Origin of the sequence: Serinicoccus chungangensis (assembly GCF_006337125.1) — a bacterium.
Lineage (GTDB): Bacteria > Actinomycetota > Actinomycetes > Actinomycetales > Dermatophilaceae > Ornithinicoccus > Ornithinicoccus chungangensis.
The window spans coordinates 2,655,869-2,676,807 of record NZ_CP040887.1 but is presented as its reverse complement, the minus strand read 5'-3'; the positions used below and the strand labels follow the sequence as shown (position 1 = coordinate 2,676,807).

At 72.9% G+C, this 20,939-nt stretch carries 24 protein-coding genes; 14 read left to right on the top strand and 10 right to left on the bottom strand.

What is annotated here, in order from left to right:
- Window positions 1-58: 58 nt before the first annotated feature.
- The 4 genes from FHD63_RS12295 to FHD63_RS12280 all read right to left on the bottom strand — a co-directional run bounded on the left by FHD63_RS12295 (window position 59) and on the right by FHD63_RS12280 (window position 4,485).
- On the bottom strand, window positions 59-994 hold the full coding sequence (locus FHD63_RS12295) for a serine hydrolase (protein WP_158296775.1): 936 nt from the start codon (window positions 992-994) through the stop codon (window positions 59-61).
- The gene (locus FHD63_RS12290; protein ID WP_139722287.1) at window positions 987-1,844 is read right to left on the bottom strand and encodes a LysR family transcriptional regulator; all 858 of its coding nucleotides are present in this window, start codon (window positions 1,842-1,844) and stop codon (window positions 987-989) included. Before FHD63_RS12290 ends, FHD63_RS12295 begins: the two co-directional genes overlap by 8 nt.
- 6 nt (window positions 1,845-1,850) lie before the next feature.
- Window positions 1,851-2,927 (bottom strand): DUF4232 domain-containing protein, encoded by a 1,077-nt coding sequence (locus tag FHD63_RS12285; protein ID WP_139722286.1) that lies wholly within the window; start codon window positions 2,925-2,927, stop codon window positions 1,851-1,853.
- Window positions 2,928-3,033: 106 nt separating this feature from the next.
- Window positions 3,034-4,485 carry a DUF2252 domain-containing protein gene (locus FHD63_RS12280; RefSeq protein WP_238705651.1) on the bottom strand — a complete coding sequence of 484 codons (1,452 nt, stop codon included), beginning with the start codon at window positions 4,483-4,485 and terminating at the stop codon, window positions 3,034-3,036.
- Between the two features lie 209 nt (window positions 4,486-4,694).
- On the opposite strand from FHD63_RS12280, the gene FHD63_RS12275 reads away from it, so the two are divergent.
- From FHD63_RS12275 to FHD63_RS12265, 4 genes are all read left to right on the top strand, one after another.
- Window positions 4,695-5,264 carry an SRPBCC family protein gene (locus FHD63_RS12275; RefSeq protein ID WP_139722285.1) on the top strand — a complete coding sequence of 190 codons (570 nt, stop codon included), beginning with the start codon at window positions 4,695-4,697 and terminating at the stop codon, window positions 5,262-5,264.
- 91 nt (window positions 5,265-5,355) lie between these two features.
- The gene (locus tag FHD63_RS15990; RefSeq protein ID WP_158296774.1) at window positions 5,356-6,156 is read left to right on the top strand and encodes a hypothetical protein; all 801 of its coding nucleotides are present in this window, start codon (window positions 5,356-5,358) and stop codon (window positions 6,154-6,156) included.
- Window positions 6,157-6,201: 45 nt separating this feature from the next.
- Entirely contained in the window at window positions 6,202-6,558 is a 357-nt protein-coding gene (locus FHD63_RS16980) for a hypothetical protein (protein ID WP_338056404.1), read from the top strand.
- Window positions 6,559-7,572 carry a pyridoxal phosphate-dependent decarboxylase family protein gene (locus FHD63_RS12265; RefSeq protein WP_338056433.1) on the top strand — a complete coding sequence of 338 codons (1,014 nt, stop codon included), beginning with the start codon at window positions 6,559-6,561 and terminating at the stop codon, window positions 7,570-7,572.
- Between the two features lie 11 nt (window positions 7,573-7,583).
- Here FHD63_RS12265 and FHD63_RS12260 read toward each other — a convergent pair whose 3' ends face one another.
- Together FHD63_RS12260 and FHD63_RS12255 are read right to left on the bottom strand one after the other, a co-directional pair.
- Entirely contained in the window at window positions 7,584-7,985 is a 402-nt protein-coding gene (locus FHD63_RS12260) for a nuclear transport factor 2 family protein (protein ID WP_139722284.1), read from the bottom strand.
- A 64-nt stretch (window positions 7,986-8,049) separates the two neighbouring features.
- Window positions 8,050-8,754 (bottom strand): phosphatase PAP2 family protein, encoded by a 705-nt coding sequence (locus FHD63_RS12255; RefSeq protein ID WP_139722283.1) that lies wholly within the window; start codon window positions 8,752-8,754, stop codon window positions 8,050-8,052.
- Window positions 8,755-8,869: 115 nt separating this feature from the next.
- On the opposite strand from FHD63_RS12255, the gene FHD63_RS12250 reads away from it, so the two are divergent.
- Window positions 8,870-9,385, top strand: coding sequence for a hypothetical protein (locus FHD63_RS12250; RefSeq protein ID WP_139722282.1), 516 nt, complete (start codon window positions 8,870-8,872; stop codon window positions 9,383-9,385).
- A gap of 109 nt (window positions 9,386-9,494) precedes the next feature.
- Here FHD63_RS12250 and FHD63_RS12245 read toward each other — a convergent pair whose 3' ends face one another.
- Entirely contained in the window at window positions 9,495-10,298 is an 804-nt protein-coding gene (locus FHD63_RS12245) for a LamG domain-containing protein (RefSeq protein WP_139722281.1), read from the bottom strand.
- 324 nt (window positions 10,299-10,622) lie between these two features.
- Between FHD63_RS12245 and FHD63_RS12240 the strand changes: the two genes are divergently transcribed.
- The 5 genes from FHD63_RS12240 (at window position 10,623) to FHD63_RS12220 (ending at window position 13,002) form a co-directional block, all read left to right on the top strand.
- Complete coding sequence (locus FHD63_RS12240) at window positions 10,623-11,510, top strand: alpha/beta hydrolase (protein WP_058890494.1); 888 nt, start codon at window positions 10,623-10,625, stop codon at window positions 11,508-11,510.
- Between the two features lie 23 nt (window positions 11,511-11,533).
- Window positions 11,534-11,926, top strand: a complete 393-nt coding sequence (locus tag FHD63_RS12235) for a hypothetical protein (RefSeq protein ID WP_058890495.1) — start codon at window positions 11,534-11,536, stop codon at window positions 11,924-11,926.
- 85 nt (window positions 11,927-12,011) lie between these two features.
- Entirely contained in the window at window positions 12,012-12,236 is a 225-nt protein-coding gene (locus FHD63_RS12230; RefSeq protein WP_058890496.1) for a hypothetical protein, read from the top strand.
- 72 nt (window positions 12,237-12,308) lie between these two features.
- Window positions 12,309-12,521, top strand: coding sequence for a hypervirulence associated TUDOR domain-containing protein (locus FHD63_RS12225; RefSeq protein ID WP_139722280.1), 213 nt, complete (start codon window positions 12,309-12,311; stop codon window positions 12,519-12,521).
- Window positions 12,522-12,567: 46 nt separating this feature from the next.
- On the top strand, window positions 12,568-13,002 hold the full coding sequence (locus FHD63_RS12220) for a hypothetical protein (RefSeq protein WP_139722279.1): 435 nt from the start codon (window positions 12,568-12,570) through the stop codon (window positions 13,000-13,002).
- Between the two features lie 261 nt (window positions 13,003-13,263).
- Here the strand turns inward: FHD63_RS12220 and FHD63_RS12215 are convergent, their stop codons facing one another.
- Window positions 13,264-14,058 (bottom strand): class F sortase, encoded by a 795-nt coding sequence (locus FHD63_RS12215; protein ID WP_139722278.1) that lies wholly within the window; start codon window positions 14,056-14,058, stop codon window positions 13,264-13,266.
- A 78-nt stretch (window positions 14,059-14,136) separates the two neighbouring features.
- A complete protein-coding gene (locus FHD63_RS12210; protein ID WP_139722277.1) occupies window positions 14,137-15,126 on the bottom strand; it encodes a hypothetical protein in 990 nt (329 codons plus the stop codon).
- Between the two features lie 359 nt (window positions 15,127-15,485).
- Between FHD63_RS12210 and FHD63_RS12205 the strand changes: the two genes are divergently transcribed.
- From FHD63_RS12205 to FHD63_RS12190, 4 genes are read left to right on the top strand one after another with little or no spacing between them, the layout of a single operon-like run.
- The gene (locus FHD63_RS12205) at window positions 15,486-16,655 is read left to right on the top strand and encodes a glycerophosphodiester phosphodiesterase family protein (RefSeq protein ID WP_238705650.1); all 1,170 of its coding nucleotides are present in this window, start codon (window positions 15,486-15,488) and stop codon (window positions 16,653-16,655) included.
- 45 nt (window positions 16,656-16,700) lie between these two features.
- Window positions 16,701-17,660 carry an inorganic phosphate transporter gene (locus FHD63_RS12200; protein WP_139722275.1) on the top strand — a complete coding sequence of 320 codons (960 nt, stop codon included), beginning with the start codon at window positions 16,701-16,703 and terminating at the stop codon, window positions 17,658-17,660.
- Window positions 17,660-18,292 carry a DUF47 domain-containing protein gene (locus FHD63_RS12195; protein ID WP_139722274.1) on the top strand — a complete coding sequence of 211 codons (633 nt, stop codon included), beginning with the start codon at window positions 17,660-17,662 and terminating at the stop codon, window positions 18,290-18,292. Before FHD63_RS12200 ends, FHD63_RS12195 begins: the two co-directional genes overlap by 1 nt.
- Before the next feature lies 1 nt (window position 18,293).
- On the top strand, window positions 18,294-19,847 hold the full coding sequence (locus FHD63_RS12190) for a TIGR03767 family metallophosphoesterase (protein WP_139722273.1): 1,554 nt from the start codon (window positions 18,294-18,296) through the stop codon (window positions 19,845-19,847).
- A 1-nt stretch (window position 19,848) separates the two neighbouring features.
- On the opposite strand, the gene FHD63_RS12185 is transcribed toward FHD63_RS12190, so the two are convergent.
- Window positions 19,849-20,832: a LacI family DNA-binding transcriptional regulator gene (locus FHD63_RS12185; RefSeq protein WP_158296773.1), complete on the bottom strand. Its 984-nt coding sequence runs from the start codon at window positions 20,830-20,832 to the stop codon at window positions 19,849-19,851.
- Window positions 20,833-20,939 lie beyond the last annotated feature (107 nt).

Below are 20,939 nucleotides of genomic sequence, written 5' to 3'. Positions count from 1 at the left end.
ATGTCCCCAGACAAGCAGGCGCACACGACATACCTCAAAGTGCCGACACCCCGCCGGGTCAGTCGCTGCGGATATCGCCGACCGGCGCGAGGCGCCGCAGCGGCGTGACAGCCACCCTGCCGATGGTCCCGATGACCCGGTCGACGTCCGGCAGGTGCTGGGCCGGGTTGAGCGCATGGGTGAGGACGGCGACGGCGATCGGTTCCTCTCCGGGGAAGCTGACGACACCGGCCTCGTGCCGCAGCGCGAGCAACGAGCCGGTGCGGCTGGCGACCTCGACGTCGTCGTGCGGGAACCCCGACGCCAGCCGGTGACGGAACGCCTGGCGGGCCATCGCCCGCCGCAGCCACGCCCCCCGCTCCGGCGTCGTGAGCTCGTCACGCCACAGCTTCGTGAGGAGACGCGTCATGTCCCGCGCGGTTGTCGTCGAGCTCAGGGCGGGGTCGTAGACGGCGGTCGCGTCCTGGCCCGGACGCTCCCCGAGCAGTCGTAGCGCCTCCGGGAAGCCTGGTGCCCCGACCTCCTCGAGGAGCAGCCGTTGATGGTGCCCCGTGCCGCCGTGCACGGTGGTGGCCTCGAGGCCGGCATCGGCAGCGACCGCTCGCAGCCGATCCAGGCCGACGAGGTGGAGCAGCACGTCCGCCGCGGCGTTGTCCGAGACGGTGAGCATGAGTGTGACCAGGTCGCGCTGGGAGACCACCACCTCGTCCTCGAGGCTCGACAGGCCGGTGGGGCCAGGGGTCCGGTCGGAGGCCGCCACGACCTGCGGGGCGCGCGGGTCGAGGTCGCCGGCGTCCACGAGCCGGGCCCAGGCGACGGCGAGCAGCACCTTGTAGAGCGAGGCCATCGGGACCGGTTCGTCGGCCCGGTGGGACACCTCGTGCCGGCCGATGCCACGGCCGAGAGAGGCGTCGGCCACGGGTATGGCGTGCACCCACCCCCGCGCGCCGGCGTCCCGGAGCAGATCGGCGATCTGCTCCTCCGGCTCAGCCACGGCCGACGTCCCCGGCGATCTCGGCCAGGACCGTGTCGGCGTCCCGCGCGACGTCGGGCTCGCGAGCCACCACGACCGCCCGCAGCCAGAGTCGGCGCGGGGCCTCGCGCACGGCGACGGAGCCGGGCAGCGAGTGCACGGCGGCCCAGGGCAGCAGGCTCCACCCGGTCCCCGCCGCGACCCACGGCAGGGGCCCGTGCTCCGACTCCACCAGGGGCCCGTCGTGCCCGGCCCGCACGCACTCGTTCCACAGCAGGTCGTGGGCGGCCGGTGCCTCGTCACGGGGCCGCAGGACGAGCGCCAGACCCCGGGGGACCGAGAGGGACTCGGGACCCCGTCGACCGGTCGGACTCACCAGGGCGGTCCGCACGGGCCGCGGGAGTCCGGCCAGCACCCCGTCGGTCAGGCAGGGGTGGCGCACCAGCGCGAGGTCGATCTCACCGGAGCGGACCGCGTCGACGAGGGCCTCGGGGCGTCCGGGCCGTGGGCGGACCGGCCCGGACGCGTCCCCGGCGAGACGAGCCAGCACGGCCTCGGTCAGACCCGACAGGGCGGGGTCGACTCCGACGACGACGTCACCGGGGGCTCGTCCGAGCTCCTGGGCCCGTCGGTCCAAGGCGTGCGCGTCGGCGACGAGGGCCCGCATCACCGGGAGGAGTCGACGGCCCTCCGCGGTGAGAGCGACCCCTCGGGCGCTGCGGTCGAGCAGCCGCACACCCCAGCGGTCCTCGAGCCGTCGGACGCCCTGGCTCAGCGGCGGCTGGGTGATCCCCAGGCTGATGGCGGCGTCGGTGAAGGTGCCCTCCTCGACGACGGCCAGGACGTAGGAGCAGTGACGGATGAGGTCCATGCCGGCTCAGGCCCCTTCCGCGGGGCGCCAGGGCCCGACCCAGGCCTCGGCGCTCTGCACGACGTCCCAACGCCGTTCCGGCGGCAGGTCCAGCACCTCGGTGCTGCCGCCGACCCCGATCCGCAGCTGCTGCGGGCTCTCCCGGTCGGCGGCCGCACCCCAGGTCGGCCACCACACCTGCGTCGTCGCCGCGTCGCCCGGGGCCAGCTGCACCGGGTCGACCTCGACCGGGTCACCGCCGGCCGGGTCGACCTGGGAGACCCGGACCTGCAGGCCCAGGTCGGCCTGCTCCACCTGCCCGATGATGGTGACCGTCGGGAAGCCCTCCACCCGGCAGGACCGTCCACCGCTGTTGGTGACCGTGAGGGTGGCCACGGCATCGCTCATGGCGGGCACCGGGACCGAGGAGTCGAGAGTCAGCTCGTCCGGGTGGCACAGGTCTCCCAGGGTCGGTCCTGGTGGGTCGGTCGGAGGGGGCGTCGGCGCGCCCTCGGGCGCGTCCTCGGCAGTCGGTGCGACGGGGGCCGGTGAGTCCGGCCGCGCCTGCACCACCGTCTGCCCCGCCGCGACCCCCAGCAGCACCATGCCCGCCACGGACACCACCGCCGGAGCCACGCGTCGCGGCTGCGGCAGGCGCACCGCGGCGACAGCCGTCGCCACCGAGACCGCGCCGACGACGGCGAGGGGCACCCAGCCGGCCACGGCACTCAGGGTCGAGCCGGAGCAGGCCGTCGCGGCCACCACGGCCGCGACCGCGCCCACCCCCGTCCTCCCGTGCCGCCCACCGGACAGCCTCGTGTGCAGCCAGCCGGCGAGCAGACCCGCAGCGATCGCCGAACCGAGCACGACGCACCCGAAGACGTCCAGGTCACGCACGAGCGCCAGCCGCTGCGCCCGACCTGTCACGGGCCACAGCAGCAGGACGACGACGGCCGCCAGAGAGGCCTCGACGAGGATGGGGGCCGGCCGCGAGTCGCGGACGGGACGACGCGGGCCCGGGCCGGGACCCAGGACGAGCATGTCGTGGGCGTCGTCGACCGGGCCGGGGGAGTCGGCCCTCGAGGACGGGCCAGAGCTGGTCACCCGCTCATCGGACCAGCCGCGACGTCATAGGTCAAAGTGGCAGCACGCGACCGTCGTCGTGGGTCTCAGATATGGCCGCGGCCGGGCGTCGCGCGAGCGGATCCCCTCAGGGCCGGAAGGCGGAGCTCGCGCCGTCCAGGGCGCCTTCCTGGACGGGGAGCTCGCCGCGGGTGACCGCGGCCAGCAGCTGCTCGTGGTCGGCCTCGGTCTGGTCGGCATACAGCCGGGCGAACCGGCTCAGGGCGACGTCCACCTTGTCCGAGCCACCGACATACCCCGCGATCATGGACGCCCCGCTGGTGCGCGCGTGGCCCTTGGCGAGCAGGTGACCGACGATGCCGGCGTAGTCGGCCAGGGCCGGGGCGTCGATCGCGTCCAGGGGGATGGTGCCCTTGCTGTTGCGGAACTGTCGGACGTAGTAGGTGTAGTCGTCGCCGACCGTCGCCCACCCCAGCAGCGGGTCGCTGACCGTCTGGAGCGCCTGCTGGTACTCGACCACCCGCTGGCCCTGGTGCTCGTGCAGGGCGGAGTCGCCGTGCACGTGGCGGGCGATGACCGAGCGTCGGGCCTGCTTGAGCTGGAGGAACAGCACGTCGTCGGGGGTGCTGCCCTCCAGCAGCGCGACGTAGGCGCGCAGCCCCACGCTGCCGACCCCGACCACCTTGTGCGCGATGTCGACCAGGGTGTAGCCGCCGACCACCCGGCGCCAGTGCGGCGCGAGGGTCATGAGGTAGCCGTCGAGGGCCTCGGCCACGGCCTCTCGCTCGGCGTCGCCGACCCGGGTGATCGTGGGCGGGTCCTCGACGATCGTCCGTCGCCCGGCCTCCTCGGTCGTGAACTTCGGGAGCGCGCGGTCGCTGGTGCGCTTGCGGGCCCGCTTGGCCGACCGGTGGATCTCCTTGCGCAGGGTCTTCTCGGTCGCGGTCTCGTGCATCCGGTTGACGTCGAGCCGGTTGTAGGAGCGCATCATGAGCGGCTGGTCGGCGAGGAACCTCAGCTCGCCGCGGTATGCCGCGACGCAGGCCCGCACGGCGGCCTCGCACTGCTTCTCGGACAGCCCGTTCGCGCGCCCGGCGACATGGATGCTGGCGACCAGGCGGCGCAGGTCCCACTCCCAGCACCCGGGGTGGGCCTCGTCGAAGTCGTTGAGGTCGATCACGAGCTCGCCCTCGGGGGAGGCGTAGAACCCGAAGTTGCCGAAGTGCGCGTCCCCGCCGATCACCGGCATGATCCCGGTCGCCGGCAGGTGCGCGACGTCGTCGGCCATCACCACGGCGGTGCCCCGCAGGAAGCCGTAGGGGTTGGTGACCATCCGACCCACGCGCACCGGGATCAGCTCGCTGCGCCGCCCTTCGTGCGACTCCTGGATCAACGCCACCGGGTCCGGCCGCCCCGACCGGGGAGCCCAGTCGCCCAGGCTCTTGCGCGGGACCTCCTTGCGCAGCGCCTTGCCCATGGCATAGCGCTCCGCCCGCGAGGTGGGCCGCTTGCGGATGGAGGCGTATGCCGTGCTGTCGACCGTCGCGAGCACCCGGTGGCCGGTGGAGGCGGGGGTCACCGGACCCGGTGCCTTGGTGCGGTGTGCCGGGGTCCGCGGGGGAGAGCTCGGGCCCGCGCGGTGTGGACGGGGTCGTGTGGCACAGACCTCACCCTCGCGTGTCCGCGCCGATGGTGCAACACCCGGCCGGGCGACTCAGCTCTTCATCGCGGCGACGCGGGAGGGGTACGAGGCTGCCCTGTCAGCGGCGGAGTGAACTGCCCGACGAGGTGTCTCGCGCACTGCCTGGGGACGACCTCCTGCCTCGTCCCGACCTGGTGGCGACCCGGGCGATCAGCATCGACGCCCCGGCCGAAGCCGTGTGGCCGTGGGTGGCGCAGATGGGTCAGGGCCGAGGAGGCCTCTACTCGTACGACTGGCTCGAGAACCTGGTCGGGTGCCAGATGGTCAGCGCGACCCGGGTGGTGCAGGAGTGGCAGCACCCGTCGGTCGGGGACGACTTCCGCCTGCACCCCGACGTCGCACCGAAGGTCGCGATGGTCGAGCCACCGCACGCCTTGGTCGTGCGAGGTGCGGTCTCAGCCACCGGCCAGGACGGCTCGGGTGATCCCTCCATGCCCTACGACTTCACCTGGGCCTTCGTCCTGCCTCCTCAGTCCGGTGGGCCCACCAGGCTGGTCGTGAGGGAGCGCTACCTCTACCTCAGCCCCTGGGCGTCGCTGCTGGTCGAGGCCGTGTCGATGGTGAGTGCCGTGATGACCGAGCGGATGCTGAGAGGGATCCGTGATCGCGTCGAAGGGACCGGGCCGCGTCCTCGGGCAGTGGAGTCCAGCGGTTGACGCACCCCGGGACTACGCTGGACCCGTCGCGACCCCGGTGGGAGCACCCCGTACGGGCTGACACGTCGACCTCCATCGAAAGGACGACGCCATGTCGCGACCGACCCCTCCCGCCCCACCGCTGCACCCCACCCTGCTCCGCCTCGACCGTCTGGCAGCGCACCTGGCGACCGACGACCACGTCCTGGCCGTCCTCGGCCTGGGGTCGGCGGGGCAGGAGACCCACCGCTTCGACGAGCACTCCGACATCGACTTCTTCGTCGTCGTCGACAGCGCCTCCGCCCAGGACGGCTACCTGCAGGACCCGGGGTGGCTCGCCGGCTTCGGCGGCGCCGTCGCCTACAGCTTCGTCAACGACCCCCACGGCCGGAAAGCGCTCTTCGCCGACGGGCTGTTCGTGGAGTACGCGGTCTTCACGTCCGACCAGCTCGCCGCCCTGCCCGTCGTCGGCGCGCGAGTGGTCTGGTCGCGCGACGGCCACGACCCGCTGACGAGCTCACCGGCGCCGGCGAGACCCACCGCCGTCGACACCGTCGACTTCCACCGCGACGAGGCCCTGACGAACCTCTACGTCGGGCTCCACCGCGAGCTGCGGGGAGAGCGCCTGACCGCCATGCGCTTCATCCAGGTGTATGCCGTGGACCGGGTCCTCGCGCTCGTGCGCCTCGACCCCGCCTCCCGGCTGGACCACCCCGACCACTTCGAGTCGACCCGCCGCATCGAGCGGGCCGACCTGCCCACGGACCTCCCGCTGCACCGGATGGTCCCGGGCTACGAGCACAACGTCGACGCCGCGCGGGCGGTCCTGGACTGGCTGACGACGCACCACGTCACCCACCCGGTCATGACCCGGGCCGTCCTCCGGCTGCTCGACGAGCACGAGCAGACCTGAGCACGTGCTTGTGGCCAGGAGCCCGGCTGGAGGACACTCCGGAGGATGAGCTCCTACTCGCGGCCGCTGGAGGTCGCGCACGAGCACGCCCTCCGCTGGCTGGACTCGCTGGGGGAGCGACCGGTGCCCGCTCAGGCGTCGATCGAGCAGGTGGTGGACGCGCTGGGGCCCGACCTGCCGGAGCACGGATGCCCGCCGGAGGAGGCCGTCGCCCTGCTCGCGGAGGCCAGCGACGCGGGGCTGACCGCCATGGCCGCGGGCCGCTTCTTCGGGTTCGTCATCGGTGGCACGCACCCGGCCGCGATGGCTGCCGACTGGCTGGTGAGCGCCTGGGACCAGAACGCCGGGCTGCGCACGGTCACCCCGGCCCACAGCGCGGTCGAGGACCTCGCCGGCGCCTAGCTGCTCGACCTGCTCGGTCTGCCGGGGGAGAGCGCGGTCGGCTTCACGACCGGGGCCACGATGGCCAACTTCACCGCCCTGGCCGCCGCGCGTGACGACGTGCTCCGCCGGGCCGGGTGGGACGTGGCGCGGCACGGGCTCGGCGGAGGTCCGGCGGTCCGCGTCGTCGTCGGGGCCGAGCGGCACGACACGGTGGACGTCGCGCTGCGCTACCTCGGCCTCGGCGCCCCTGACGTGGTCGCGGTCGATCATGAGGGTCGGGTGCGGCCCGACGCGCTCGAGGAGTCCCTGGCCGAGGCAGGGACCGGCCCGGCCGTCGTGGTCCTCCAGGCCGGCAACATCCACTCCGGGGCCAGCGACCCCTTCGAGGAGACCGTCGAGACCGCCCACCGGCACGGTGCCTGGGTGCACGTCGACGGTGCCTTCGGTCTGTGGGCGGCCGCGTCACCGGCATACCGGCACCTGGTGCGCGGCCACGAGGGCGCCGACTCGTGGGCGACCGACGCCCACAAGACGCTCAACGTGCCCTACGACAGCGGGCTGTGCGTCGTGCGCGACGCCGCGGCGCTCCAGGCGGCGATGGGGGTGCAGGGTGCCTACCTGCTGCGTGACGAGGTGTGCCAGCCGCTGGACAAGGTGCCCGAGCTCTCGCGCCGCGGGCGGGCGGTGCCGGTGTGGGCAGTGCTGCGCTGCCTCGGTCGGGACGGGGTCGCCGAGCTGGTCGAGCGGCTCTGCCGGCACGCCACCAGTCTCGCCGACGCGCTGAGGACCATGCCCGGTGTCACCGTGCTCAACGACGTGGTCTTCACGCAGGTCTGCGCGACGTTCGGCTCCGACGAGCGGACCGACGAGGTGGTCCAGTGGCTGCTCGCGGACGGGACCACGTGGATGACCGGCTCGACCTGGCACGGGCAGCGGGTCCTGCGGATCTCGGTCAGCAACTGGTCGACCACCGACGAGGACGTCGAGCGGAGCGTCGAGGCCGTGCGCCGGGTGGCCACGGAGATCGCCTGAGGCCCCCTGGCTCAGCCGGGGGAGCGGCCCGGCGCCGCACCGGGATCATCCCTGGCCTCCACCGGTCCGAAGGCCGCGGCCAGGACCTGCCAGCGGCCGTCCGCGACCACCCACAGCCGGGTGTAGCCGAACCGCGCGGCAGCGGGAGCGCCGCCCTGCACGGCCTCGACGTCGACGACGGTGCGCGACACCCCGCTCGGCCCGTCGTCCCGGACCTCGACCGAGCGCTCGACGAGGGACGTGATCCGCAGGGCCCCGGACCGGTAGGCGTCGAGGTCGTCCTCCTTCGTGAAGGTCGCCCCGTCCGGTCCGATGGCGACGACATCCGGGTGCAGCAGCTCATCGAGGGCCTCGACGTCACCTCGACGCTGCGCCTCGAGGAGTCGGCGCTCGGCGGCGACGAGACCTTCCATGCGGCTGACCATGCCACGGGGACCCACGGGCGGCAAGGTCGGCCACCCGTCAGCCGCGCCGGACTCACGTCGGGGACCGGTGACCGTCTCCACGGGTGTCGGCCTCCGGGACGTCGCGCTCCCTCGCGAGCGGCCCCCAGAAGGCGGCCGCCAGGAGGAGCGCCACGCCGCTCCCCAGCAGGACGCCACCCAGGGTGTCGGACAGCCAGTGGGCGTGCAGGTAGGTGCGGCTCAGGGCCATGAGCAGGACGGCGACGGTGCCCACCACCCGCACCCAGAGCACGGGGAGCAGCACTGCCGCCACCACCGCGAGGGTGGCGGCGTTCGCGGTGTGGCCGGAGGGGAAGGACCCCTTGTCGACGACGACGAGGATGCCGTCGGGGCGCGCTCGCCCGACGACGTGCTTGAGCACCTGCACGAGGACGGCGCTGACGACCAACGTGGTGAGGAGGTATGCCGCCGCCCACCGCCGGCCGGACAGCGTCAGGGCGAGGGTCGCCCCGACCGGGATGACGTACACCCCGACGACGCCCGCGCCCAGGAGGTCCAGCACCCGCGCGGACTCCAGCAGCGCGGGCACCCGGTGGCCGGAGACCACCCCGTTCCACCAGACGTCCACGGGCCAGGGACCACCCTGCACGGACGCCCACCACCCCAGGGCGCAGCCGAGCGTGACCAGCAGCACGGCGACGACGGCCGTCGTGGTCCGCGGGCGCCGGGTGTCGAGGTCGACCTCCGCCGCCGTCACGTCCGTCGTCCCTCGTCGCATCCGGCCCATTCTGCCCACCCAGGGGGGAACGCACCCTCCGGAGCGGCACGGCATACACGGTGCAGGGGGTGGCTGCTCGGGTTGCCGGGGGCGGTCTGGTGCCTAGGGTCGGGGGATGGGTAACGAGTCGCCAGGGCAGCGGGCCGAGGACCTGCCGGAGCGCGAGCTGCTGCAGATCTACCTGCAGGACCACCTGACCGGTGCCACCGGACTGCTGCAGCGCCTGACGATGATGCGCGACAACGACGACGACCTGCCCGTCGCCGCCGAGATCGCGCAGCTGGAGCAGGAGGTCCGTGAGGACCGCCAGACGCTGGTCGACGTGATCCGCACGCTGGGTCTGCGGCCGAGTCCCGCCAAGCTGCTGCTGGCCAGGGCCGGTGAGATGGCGGGCCGCCTCAAGCTCAACGGCCGGGTGCGGCGCCGTTCCCCGCTGACGCCCCTGCTCGAGCTCGAGGTGGTTCAGGCGGGCATCAGCGGCAAGTCCGGGCTGTGGCGGTCGCTGACCGTCCACGCCGAGGCCCTCGGTCTGGACGCGGAGGAGTTCCGCGCCCTCGAGGAGCGGGCCCAGCGACAGCTGGACGACGTCGTCGCGGCGCACCGCCGGCTCACGCGCGGGGCGTTCGGCTGAGCACCCGCCGGGCCGGAGGCTGAGCAGCCGCGCGAGCGCCGCAGACCGTGGAGCGACGTCGCGGCGAGCGCTGAGCGGCGCGGCCTCCGGCCGCGCGCAGGGCTGGCGCTCAGGCCGGGGTGAAGCCGAAGCCGGTGACGGTGACCTCGAACGGCTCCGCCTGACTCTCGTCGTCCTCGTTGGCGTCGGTCACCCACAGGTTGAGGTGGACGCGCTCGGCGGCCGGGACCGGCAGGGCCGAGCTGTCGACGCGGGAGGAGGCGATGAGCGTGTCCGCGGCGGTCGCACCGGCATACGTCGCGAACGACACGGTGCCCGGCCCCCACGTCATCGTCGTGCGGAACACCCGCAGACCGCGGGGGAGGGACTCGTTGTGGCTGAGCACGTTGGTGGGCCCGGGCAGCCAGTACCCGGCGGTGAGGCGCGGAGCGATGCCGGGCACGCCCCAGGCCGAGATCTCGCCGGCGTCGATCTCGTTGTGGCTGGCGTCCCAGGGCTGGGTCGAGTCGTAGGTGAACAGGTTGCCCCAGACCACCGACTGCGAGACCACGTCGAAGTCGGCCCGGAAGTCGAGCGCATAGCTGCCGTAGCCCCAGCCGGTGCGCGTCGACAGCAGCTCCGCGGCCACGGGCGACCCGCCCGGGTTCGTCAGGCGCAGCGTCACCGTCCCGTCGGCGTTCTGGACGACGTTGTCCCCCGACCACTGGCCGTTGTAGTGGGGTGCGCCGGGCCAGGTGCGCCGCAGCCAGTTGACCCCGGCGAACGAGAGGTCCCCCGCCGGGCCGGGGTCGGGGTCGGTCGGGGTGGGCGTGGGGGCGGGCTTGGTGCCGCCGTGCCCGTTGCGGTGGTGCGCGGGAAGGATCATCGGGGCCAGGCCGGCGGCTCGCAGCAGCACGCGGCGGGAGGATGGCATCTCATACTCATCTCTGCCCTGCGGTGAGACCCCGGCTCGGGGGTGGCGGCACACCGACCCGGCAGGGAGCAGCAGAGGCGACCGCACGACGACCAGTCGAGTGTTCCGCCTCTCGCCGGTGCGGGCAAGAAGTTGACGGTTAAAGGTTGTGCAAAGAATTTCGGACCTCAACTTCCGCATCGCCATGGTGGACAGCCCGACCCAGGAGCGCACGAGGCGACGGACCGGGTCCGGACGCTCGTGGTGGGTGGTCCGCAGCGGCTCGACGGCGGGTGAGGCGGGCCCGGGCCTCGGCCGACCCGGCCCGCAGGCGATCATGGGCCCATGCCTCAGACGTCCCGCCGCCGGCGGCTGCTCCGCCGGCTCCTGCGCGTGGGGGTCGTGCTCCTCGCCGTCGTGGCGGTGACGCTCGTGGCGGTCTGGGGTCTGCAGCGGTACGTCATCTACTTCCCGGACCGGTCGCCGGTGCCGCCGGCCGCCGAGGTGCTGCCCGGGGCTCGCGACGTCACCGCGGTGACCTCCGACGGGCTGGAGCTCGGGGCCTGGCTGGTGCCGGCCGAGGCGTCGGCGGACCGTGACCTGGCGGTCCTCTTCGCCCACGGCAACGGCGGCAACCGGGAGGGTCGGGCCGACGTCGGCCGACGGCTCAGCGAGCGCGGCTTCACCGTGCTGCTCATGGACTACCGCGGCTACGGAGGCAACCCGGGCACCCCGTCGGAGGAGGGTCTGGCGCAGGACGCGCTCGCCATGTCCGACCTGCTGGAGCGCGAGGGCTTCCCCCCGGACCGGGTGGTCTACGTCGGCGAGTCCCTCGGCACCGGGGTGGTGGCGCGGCTGGCGGAGGAGCGACCACCGCGCGCCATGCTGCTGCGCTCACCCTTCACCGACCTGGTCGACGTCGGGCGCGCGCAGTACCCGATCCTGCCGGTGGGGGCGCTGCTCCGGGACCGCTTCGACGTGCTCTCCCGTATCACCGAGACGACGGTCCCCGTCACCGTCGTCCGTGCCGAGGAGGACTTCATCGTGCCCAGCGAGCTGAGCGCCCGCGTGGCCGCGGCAGCCCCCACCCTCGTCGAGGAGGTCGTCCTCCCCGGCGTCGGTCACAACGACCCGGCGATGACAGGTCCCCCGCTGGTGGACGCGGTCGTCCGACTCGTGGAGGCGACCCAGCGGGACGGGCGGGTCGGCGTGTCCGGCCGGGGTCGCCCCTAGTCTGGCCTCATGGGACGTGCCGCATGACCTGGACCCGCCACCGGCCCAAGGCGCTGTCCTGGGCGCTGCTGCTCGCCTTCGTCCTCGTCGTCGGCTTCACCATCGCCCGTTATGCCGGGGGAGACCTGGCCGTGGGGGACGACCTGCTCGGGCTCGTCGTGCGCCTGGCGGTGCTCGTGCTCATCGTGCTGGCCTACCTGCGCACCGGCGGGAGCACCCAGGCGTCGCGGGAGGGGCTCGTCGTGCACAACGGGCTGCGCGCCACCCAGGTGCCGGCCGCGGTGATCAAGACCATCCAGGAGGACCCTCGCCGGGGTGGTGTCGTCGCGCTGCTCACGACCGGTCAGGCCGTCGAGCTCCCGGGGGTGCCGATCACGGACGTGCGCCAGGTGCGGCGCTCGCTGAAGGGTCGCTGAGGCATACCCGGGGTCGTTCACCCTGCGCGCCACGCCACGGTGACCCACGATGAAGACCCAGCCCCCTGACACACCGAGGAGACACATGCTCACCACACTCTCGTCCTACGGGCTGCGGTCCGACCACTGCTACGCGGCCGGGTTCGCCTCGATCGGACTGTCCTTCGTGAGCCACTTCGTCTCGCGTGGCAAGAAGGACGACAGCAAGGCCCAGGCCGACCGCTGGGGGCTGTTCGTCGGTGAGTGGGCGCCGACGTTCTTCGCGCTCGGCGTGGCGCTCAAGCTCGAGGAGTCCACGACCGTCCTCTGAGGACACCCCTTTCGCCGGCTGCCGCCCCACGCGGGTGGTGGCCGGCGTCGACGACGCAGGAAAGGAGCAGGTATGGCGATCCGCACCGGCACGAAGGTCCGCTGGAAGTGGGGCGACGACTACGCCGAGGGCAAGGTCACCGAGGTCCACCACGACACGGTCGAGCGCCAGAGCAAGGGCAGCACCATCAAGCGCAAGGGCAGTGACGACGACCCTGCCTACGTCATCGAGCAGGAGGACGGCACCACCGTGCTCAAGCTCAGCAGCGAGGTCGAGCGCGCCTGAGTGCGGTCGGGGCGACGCGCCGCCCGGAGGTTCCTACCCTGAGGGCGTGAGCGCACCGGACCCACCCAGCGAGTGGCTGATGCAGCCCCGCTGGCTGCCGACGCTGCGTGCGGCGATCGGTGGGGCGGTCATCGCCAGCGCCGTGACCGCGCTGGCGCTGGCCTACCCCTGGCGCGGGCTCGAGATCGCCCTCGTCACCCTGTGGGGCGGGTACGGCGCGTTCCTCGTCTGGGCCAGCCGCCGGGAGCGCAGCGGCACCCGGCTCGAGGACGACAGCGTCGTCGTGACCTCGGGCGGGCGGACGACCCGGCTCACCCGCGCCGACATCCTCGACCTGCGCACGGATCAGCCGGGTCCGCGGGCGTGGCGGGTGCAGGCGGTGCGCCGGGACGGGCAGCTGATCACCCTGCTGGCGGTCCCTCCCGCCGAGCTGGAGCGCCTGCGGGCCTGGCACGTCGGCGGGCCGGCGGGAAGTTCCTGAGCGGGAGGTCGGCGGCGGCCCGGCGGTGGGCGGCGGCGGCGGGCGTCGGCTGTCTGCCCTGCGCCCTCGGCCCGAGACCACCCGTCTGCCAGCCGGTATGCCGTCTGGCAGCCAGCTGGTCATCTGACAGCCTCCTCCTCGAGGCTCATGGTTGACGTGGCGGCTGCTAGTCCACCAGGCGGCTGTTGGTCCACCAGGCGGCTGGTCGTCGACCAGGCGGCGTCACGTGACTCCTGCGCCGCGCAGGGAGGGTCACCGGTGTCAGGTCGTCCGGGTGGCCTGGACCACCCAGTTGTTGAGGCTGTGCCCGGTGACGTCCAGACCCTGGGCCATGTCGCAGGAGAACAGCGACACGGAGCGGCCCGGCTCCTCCAGGCTCCACACCCACGCGTAGTCGGTGCCGGCCTTCTCGGTCACGTCGTTCTTCGGCACCGACAGCGCGTCGGCGTCGACGCTGAAGCTCGCCTCCTGGCCGTCGGCGTAGCGGATGAGGACGACGTCACCGGCCCGGACCTCGCCGAGGCGGCTGAAGACGTCCTGCACGCCGTCGTAGCTGGTGTGCCCGGCGAGCACCCCGGGGTAGGCGGAGAGCTCCCCGGGCACGGTGGACCACTGGGGCGGGCCGTACCAGCCCACCACCCCCGGAGGCGGGTTCAGCTCGTCCCGGTCGTCGAGCTGGGTGAGCGCCACGGGCGCGTCGACGAGCACCTCGTCGCCGCGCGCGATGGTGACGTGGACCGGGCCCTCCTGCGGGTCGGCCGTCACCGTGGCGGGGGCGGGGGGAGTGGTCGGGGAGGCTGCCGGCGCCGAGGTACGGGGCGCGGCGTCGCGCGTCCGGGTCGCGTGCGCCGTCGCGGTCACCTCCGCGACGTCCGGCGCGGAGGTGACGGCGGGTGGCGGGGCGCTCGTCGGTGCGGCCTCATCCGGCCCGGCGACCGTCGGGGCACCCCGCCACCCCCAGGACGTCACCAGGGCACCGACGAGGACCAGCGCCACCAGCACGAGGGTGACGGGCCGACGGGTCGGCCGACGGCGGGAGCCGGGGCTGGGGTCCACGGTGGTGCTCCTCGGGTGGGGGGCCGTGACGCCCCGGCCGGCCGGTGACCGGGCGGCCGGGGGCGTCGGCGGTGCGGGTCAGGCGGCGCGCCGCACCAGGGCGACGCCGGCCAGGGACAGGAGCGCCAGGCCGAGGCTCATGGCCACGGGGTCGGCGCCACCGTCGGTCTGGACCTTGCCGGGGACCTGGTGGCCGCCGTCGCCCGGCTGGCCGGGGGCCGGCTGCCCGGGGGTCGTGGGCTCACCGGGCTCCGGGGCGCAGTCCTGCTCGACCTCGACCTCCCCCTCGCCGGCGAGGAGCACCTCGTCGCCGATGGGCTCGAGGTCCTCGTCCAGGCCGGTCGCGCTCACCCAGTAGACGAGGTCGTCCGAGATCTCGACGGTGGAGGACTCGCCGGGGGCGAGGAAGAAGGACCCCTCGAAGTCCTCCGCGAAGGGGTCGCCGTAGAGGACGACGATCTCCTCGTCGGTGCGGCTGGTGAAGGTCACCGCCCCACAGGTCGCCTCGGCCAGGGTCCACTCCTCCTCGGGGAGGTCGTCCAAGAACCAGCCCTCGCAGTCGTCGGTCGAGACGCCGGTGACGGCGAGCGGGCCGTGCAGCAGGGTCTGCTCCGTGGGGGCGGTGCGGTCGTAGACCAGCACCTGGAAGGTCGCGACCTCGCCCTCCTCCAGCCAGTCGCTGTAGATGCCTGCCGATCCGTCGTAGAACCTCTCGGTCTCGATCGTGACCCAGCTGCCGTCGATCTCCTCCTGCAGCACCAGGCGCAGGTCGGTGTCGTCACCGGCGTACTCCACGTAGACGTTGTAGGAGCTGTCCCAGCACTCCGGGCCGACGTAGTCGACGACGAAGTCCTCGGCCGGCAGCGCCTGGACCACCACGTCCTCGGGCGCCTCGGTCTCCGTGGGGTCCTCGGTGCCCTCGTCCTCGACCGCGCCGGGCTCGGCGGTCTGGGTGGCGTCGTCCTCCAGGGCCGAGGCGGCCGGGACGACCAGGAGCGACATCAGCACGAGCGCGAGGCCGGCGAGCAGGGCTGCCAACGGGCGCAGGGTGGGGTGGGGTAGGGACATGTGCTTCTCCGGGGGGGGGTGTGCGTGCATCCGCGGCCGCTCGGGGCCGGTCGGAGCGGCGCCCCGTCGACGGAATGCTAGGTCACCACCACCGCACTGAACAGATTCTTTCGAGAAGTATGCGATGTGAGATGGATCACGTCTATCGTGAGGCGTCGTCGCAGGTGAGAGGCCTGTGGGGCGCCTCGGCGCCCCAGCGCGTGGTGCGTCGGAGAAGAGGGGTGAGCGCTGCCGTCCCCGGATGGGAGCGCAGGACCCTTGTTGACTTAAAACGTTTAAGGTACGGTGGCTCGGACCCTAGGAGAGGACCGACCATGTCACGCAGGCGAATCAGCACAGGTCTGGCTGCGGTGCCCGGGATGGCACTGCTGCTCGTTCTCGCAGCTCCCCTCGAGGCCAGTCACGCGGCGGACTGCGCCACCGATCCGGCGATCGTCGGTCACCGCGGTGCGGCCGGGACGAGTCCTGAGAACACGCTCGCCGGGGTCCGCGAGGCCCGTGCGTCGGGCGCCGAGGTCGTCGAGGTCGACGTGCAGCTGAGCGCCGACGGCGTGCCGTTCATCTTCCACGACACCACAGGCGGCCGGACCTCGGACGTGGCGGAGGTCTTCCCGGACCGGGCCGGTGCCCCCATCACCTCCTTCACCTGGGCGGAGCTGCAGCAGCTGGACGCAGGGAGCTACTTCGGCATGCGCTACGCCGGGGAGCCGGTGCCCCATCTGGACGACGTGGCACGGACGGTGGCCGGGTCACCTCTCGTGGTCAACATCGAGATCAAGTCGCCGGAGGACTCTCCCGGCGTCGAGGCGGTGCTGGCGGAGCACCTGCAGACCGACCCGTCCTGGCAGCGGCTCATCGAGCGTGACCAGGTCGTCGTCAGTTCCTTCGACGAGCAGTCCCTGTCGGCCTTCCACGACCTGATGCCCGGGGTGCCCGTGCTGCAGATCGGAGCGATCCCCGATGACGCCACCCTGCAGCGCTGGGCCGGATACGTCGACGGCGTCGTGACGAACTACCGCACCCTCGACCCGGCCGACCTGCAGCGTGTCGACGCGCTGGGCCTGGATCTCTCCCTCTACACGATCAACTCGACCGAGGCGGTGTCGGCGGCGGCGGAACTGTGCGTCGACGAGATCATCACCGACTTCCCACGGGAGATGGTCCGGCTGCTGGACGGCATACCTGCGATCCCGCAGGCCAACGGCATCGTCGTCTCCGACGTCGAGGAGAACCCGGCGGGCAGCGACCTGCAGCCGGAGAACGGCGAGTACGTCGAGCTGGTCAACACGACGCAGCGCACGATCGACGTCAGCGGCTACCTGCTCCAGGACGCGGTGGTCAACCGGCTCGTCGTGGGTGAGGGCTACGCCATCCCGCCCGGTGGGAGCCTGCGGGTCTACACCGGCCCCGGGACGAACACCGCGGACCGCTACTACAACGACCTGGGTCGCAACGTGCTCAACAACACGGGTGACTCGGTCGCGGTGTTCACCCCCGAGATGCGCCTCGTCGACCTGTATGCCTACTGAGGTCAGGACGTCTCGACCGCCCGCCGAGGTGAGGAATCCGCGACCGTGACCGTCGCCCTGGTGGTGGTCGCCGTGGCCTTCGCTCTCGTCAACGGGGCCAACACCGGGGCCACGCTCCTCGCCACCTCGCTCAGTCTGACCACCATCAGCCATCCCCTGGGCCTGGTCATGCTGGCCGCCGGCGTGGTAGGCGGCCCGCTCCTGGTCGGGTCCGCGGTGGCCACCACCTTCGCCACCAAGATGACCCCGGCGGGGTCCGGCTCCGAGCTGGCCATGCTCACCTCGGTGCTCGTCACGCTCGCGGTCGTGCTCGGTCTCACGCGCTGGGGCATCCCCACCGGTCTGACGCTGGCGCTGGTCGGCGCCCTGGCCGGGTACGCGGCTGTCTCCGACGGTGCGGTGGCGTGGTCCTCGATCAGCACGGTCCTGGCGATGATGGCCCTGGCGCCGGTCGTCGGAGGGGTCATCAGCTTCGTCATCGTCTCGGTGGTGGCACGGAGGTTGCGCTCACGCCACGCCGGCCGGTCGCTCGGTCGTCTGCACGTGTGGGTGTTCCCGTTGCTCGCCCTGGGCTACGGGGCCAGCGACGGGCAGAAGATGCTGGCGATCGCCGCCGTCGCCCTGGGAACCGCAGGTCCGGCGGGTGTCTCGGTCCCGCTCGTCGTCCTCGTCGGACTCGGGCTGCTCTTCGGTCTCGGGTCCGCGCTCGGGCTGCGCAGCATGACGCGCCGCGTCGGGCGGGGCGTGCTCCCCGTCCGGCCGCTGTATGCCGTCACCTCGGAGACGGCCACGTCGGTCGCCCTCCTCGCCTCCGCCGGGGTGGGTGCCCCGGTCGGGGTGGCGCAGACGCTGACAGGTTCGCTCGTCGGCGCCGGCGGGAGCCAGGGCTGGGGGAGGGTGCGCTGGGGGCAGGTGGGCACCATCGTCGTGGCGTGGTCGGTCACGCTCCCTCTCGCCTTCGGGCTGGCTGCGACGGCCGGCCTCATCACCGGAAGGATGATCTGATGGGCATGTGGTCCACGGTGGGCCGGTCGCTGACCCGCCGACCCGACAACGTCCTGGTCCGTCACCTGCGCAACCAGGTCGCGGCGACCAGCGAAGGGGTCCAGCTCGCCCTGGCCCTGGTGCGCGACGAGGTCGGTCTCGACGACGCCCGGGGCCGCATGGCGGTGATCGAGCACCGTGGTGACGAGCACCGCTCGGCGACCGTCAACCGGCTGGCCACCGCCTTCGCCAACCCCATCGACCGGGAGGACCTCTTCCGGCTCTCGAGGTCGATCGACGACGTCCTCGACAACCTGCACGACTTCGTCCGCGAGCTCGCCCTCTTCGAGGTCGTCCCGGACCCCCGACTCATCGGCGTCCTGGGCGCGATCGCCGACGCGCTCGGGGACCTCGACGCGGCGATCACGATGATCGCCGTCGACCCGACCGCCATCCGCGAGGCGTCCTTGGCGGTGCGCAAGAACGAGGTGCGACGGCGCTACCAGGAGGAGCTGGCGGCGGCTCTGTCGGAGCCGATCGGTCCGCACACCCTGAAGACGCGAGAGCTGCTCCGGCGGCTCGACGTGGTCGGCCTGCGGTTGGGCGAGGCGGCCGACGCCCTCGCCGACGGTGCGATGAAGAGGAGTCACTGACATGAGCGAGAGCCTGCTTCCGAGCCGTCCGATCTGGCGCGGCGACATCGTGCGCACGGGGCGGGTGCAGCCCTACTACCGCCTCGTCCGCGGGGAGACCGAGCCCCACGAGGTCCGCCGGGACCTGGCCGACGGCGCCCTCGCCGCGGACCCTCGCAGCCTGGCGCACGTGGCCCATCTCACCGACGTGCAGCTGTTGGACGTGCAGTCGCCCTCCCGACTCGAGGCGGTGCACGAGCTCGGCCGGAGGGCGGAGACCGCCCTCATGCTGCCGCTCCAGCGCCCCCAGGAGCTGCTCGCCGCGCACGCCACGGACGCGCTCGTCCGACGCCTCAACGCGGTCACCGGCTCACCGCGGACGGGTGCTCCCCTCCAGCTTCTCCTCACGACCGGTGACAACGTCGACAACATGCAGGAGAACGAGACCGCCGCGTTCCTCCGTCTGCTCGACGGGGGTGTCGTCGACCTGAGGTCCGGCGGGCCGGCCTACGAGGGCGCGCAGGACGGCAGTCGGGACTGGGCCTGGGCCCCGGAGGATCCGGGCAGCGTGTGGGGGAGGGACCACGGCTTCCCCACGGTGCCGGGCCTGCTCTCCGCCGCCCTCGAGCCTCTCGAGGTCGGCGGCACCCGTCTGCCGTGGCTGAGCTGCTTCGGCAACCACGACGGGCTGGTGCAGGGTCGCGTCCCGGCCACGCCGGAGCTGCGGTCGCTCACCCTGGGCCACCGCAAGGCGGCTGTCGTGCGGGCGGAGGACGCCGCTGCCTTCACCCAGGACCCGGGCCCGGCCTACGGCGACCGGTCCTGGAGCGTCACCGCCGACGAGCGCCGGCGCCTGATGTCCCGCGCGGAGTACGTCGCCGCCCACTTCGGGCGGGGTCGACCGCAGGGACACGGTTTCACCCAGGACAACCTCGCGCGGGGGACCGCCTACTACGCCCACGACGACCTCCCCGGCATCCGGGTCGTCGTGCTGGACACCACCAATCCTGCCGGGATCTTCGAGGGCAGCATCGACGAGACGCAGCTGGACTGGCTGCGCGACACCCTGCGGGATGCCGCGGTCGAGGAGCGCCTCGTCGTCGTGGCCTCGCACCACCCGCGTGGGTCGATGACGAACGACCGTGAGTCGTGGGGGGACGTCGCGGGGGAGGGTCGTCGCGTCCTGGGCGACGAGCTCGACCGGTTGCTGCTCGAGCACCCCCACGTCATCGCCTGGGTCAGCGGCCACATCCACCGCAACCGGGTGACGGCCCGGCCGGGGCGGGGAGGAAGCGGCTACTGGGAGATCAGCACCTCCTCGGTCATGGACTGGCCGACGCAGTGCCGGCTCATCGAGATCCTCGACCACGGCGACGGGCTGCTCTCCCTCCTCCTCACGATGGTCGACCACGACGGCCCGGTGACGCCGGCCGACGTCGACTCGGTGGACGGGCTGGCCGGGTGGCACCGAGAGCTCGCGGCCAACGACCCGTTCGGCGTGGGAGGGTTCGACGCCCACGGCACCCCCGGGGACCGCAACGTCGAGCTGCTCGTGCGCGACCCCCGTCGCCCGTGAGTCAGGTGCGCGGTGCCGGGGCCGTCGAACCGCGGACCAGCAGCTCCACCGGTTCGGTGTGGTTGCCGAGGTCGTGACCAGGGTGGAGTCGCTCGCAGATCGCCACGCCGAGGGCGAACCGGTCGATCCGCAGCGTGGTGAGCGGCGGGTCGAGCAGGGGCGACGTCAGCAGGTCGTCGTGACCGATGACGGACAGGTCACGTCCGACCTGGACGCCGCAGTCCCGACTCGCGCGGTAGACCGCGTGGGCCGTGTAGTCGGAGTTGGTGATGATGGCGGTGGGTGGCTGCGGACCGCGCAGGAGGGACGCGGTGACCTGGTATGCCGCGTCGAAGTCCAGGGGCGTCTCCACCGGGTCAGGCTCCAGGCCGAGCGTCTCGCAGCGCTCGAGGAAGCGCTCCAGCCGGTCATGGTCGGCCATGACGCCACGGGGAGCGGAGTAGAAGGTGAGCCGCCGGTGACCGAGCGCAGCGAGGTGGTCCACCGCCTGGTCCACGGCGGACACGTTGTCCGGACCGACGGTCAGCACGTCGGTGTCGCGCGCCACCGCGTTCACCACCACGGTCGGCTTGCCGGGGGCCAGCTCCTGCCACAGCGACACGGCGTCACCGGACCCGACCGGCGCGATCGCCAGCCCGTCGACACGCTGGGCGGCGAGATGACGGACGTGCTCGCGCTCCCGCTCGACCGAGTAGGCGGAGTCGACGAGGAAGACCGAGGCTCCGTGCCTGGAGGCGGACTCCTGCGCCCCCCTCAGCACCTCGAGGAAGTACGGGTTGCGCATGTTGCGCACCATGAGCGCGTAGCTGCCCGTCTGACCGGTGCGCATCCCGCGCGCGAGGGGGTCCGCGGCATACCCGAGCCGTTCGGCCACCTCCAGGATGCGCGCCTTCGTCGAGGCGGAGACCCCGTCACGGTCGTTGAGGGCGAAACTGGCGAGGGCGGTGGAGACCCCGGCCTCCCTCGCGACGTCTCGGATGCCCACCCGACCTTTGACCATCGCTACCTCCCGGCTGCCTGAGCATGGTACCTGTTGACGATCTTAAACGTTTTAAGTAACGTCGTCCACGCACACCGAGGGTGGTGTGCCTG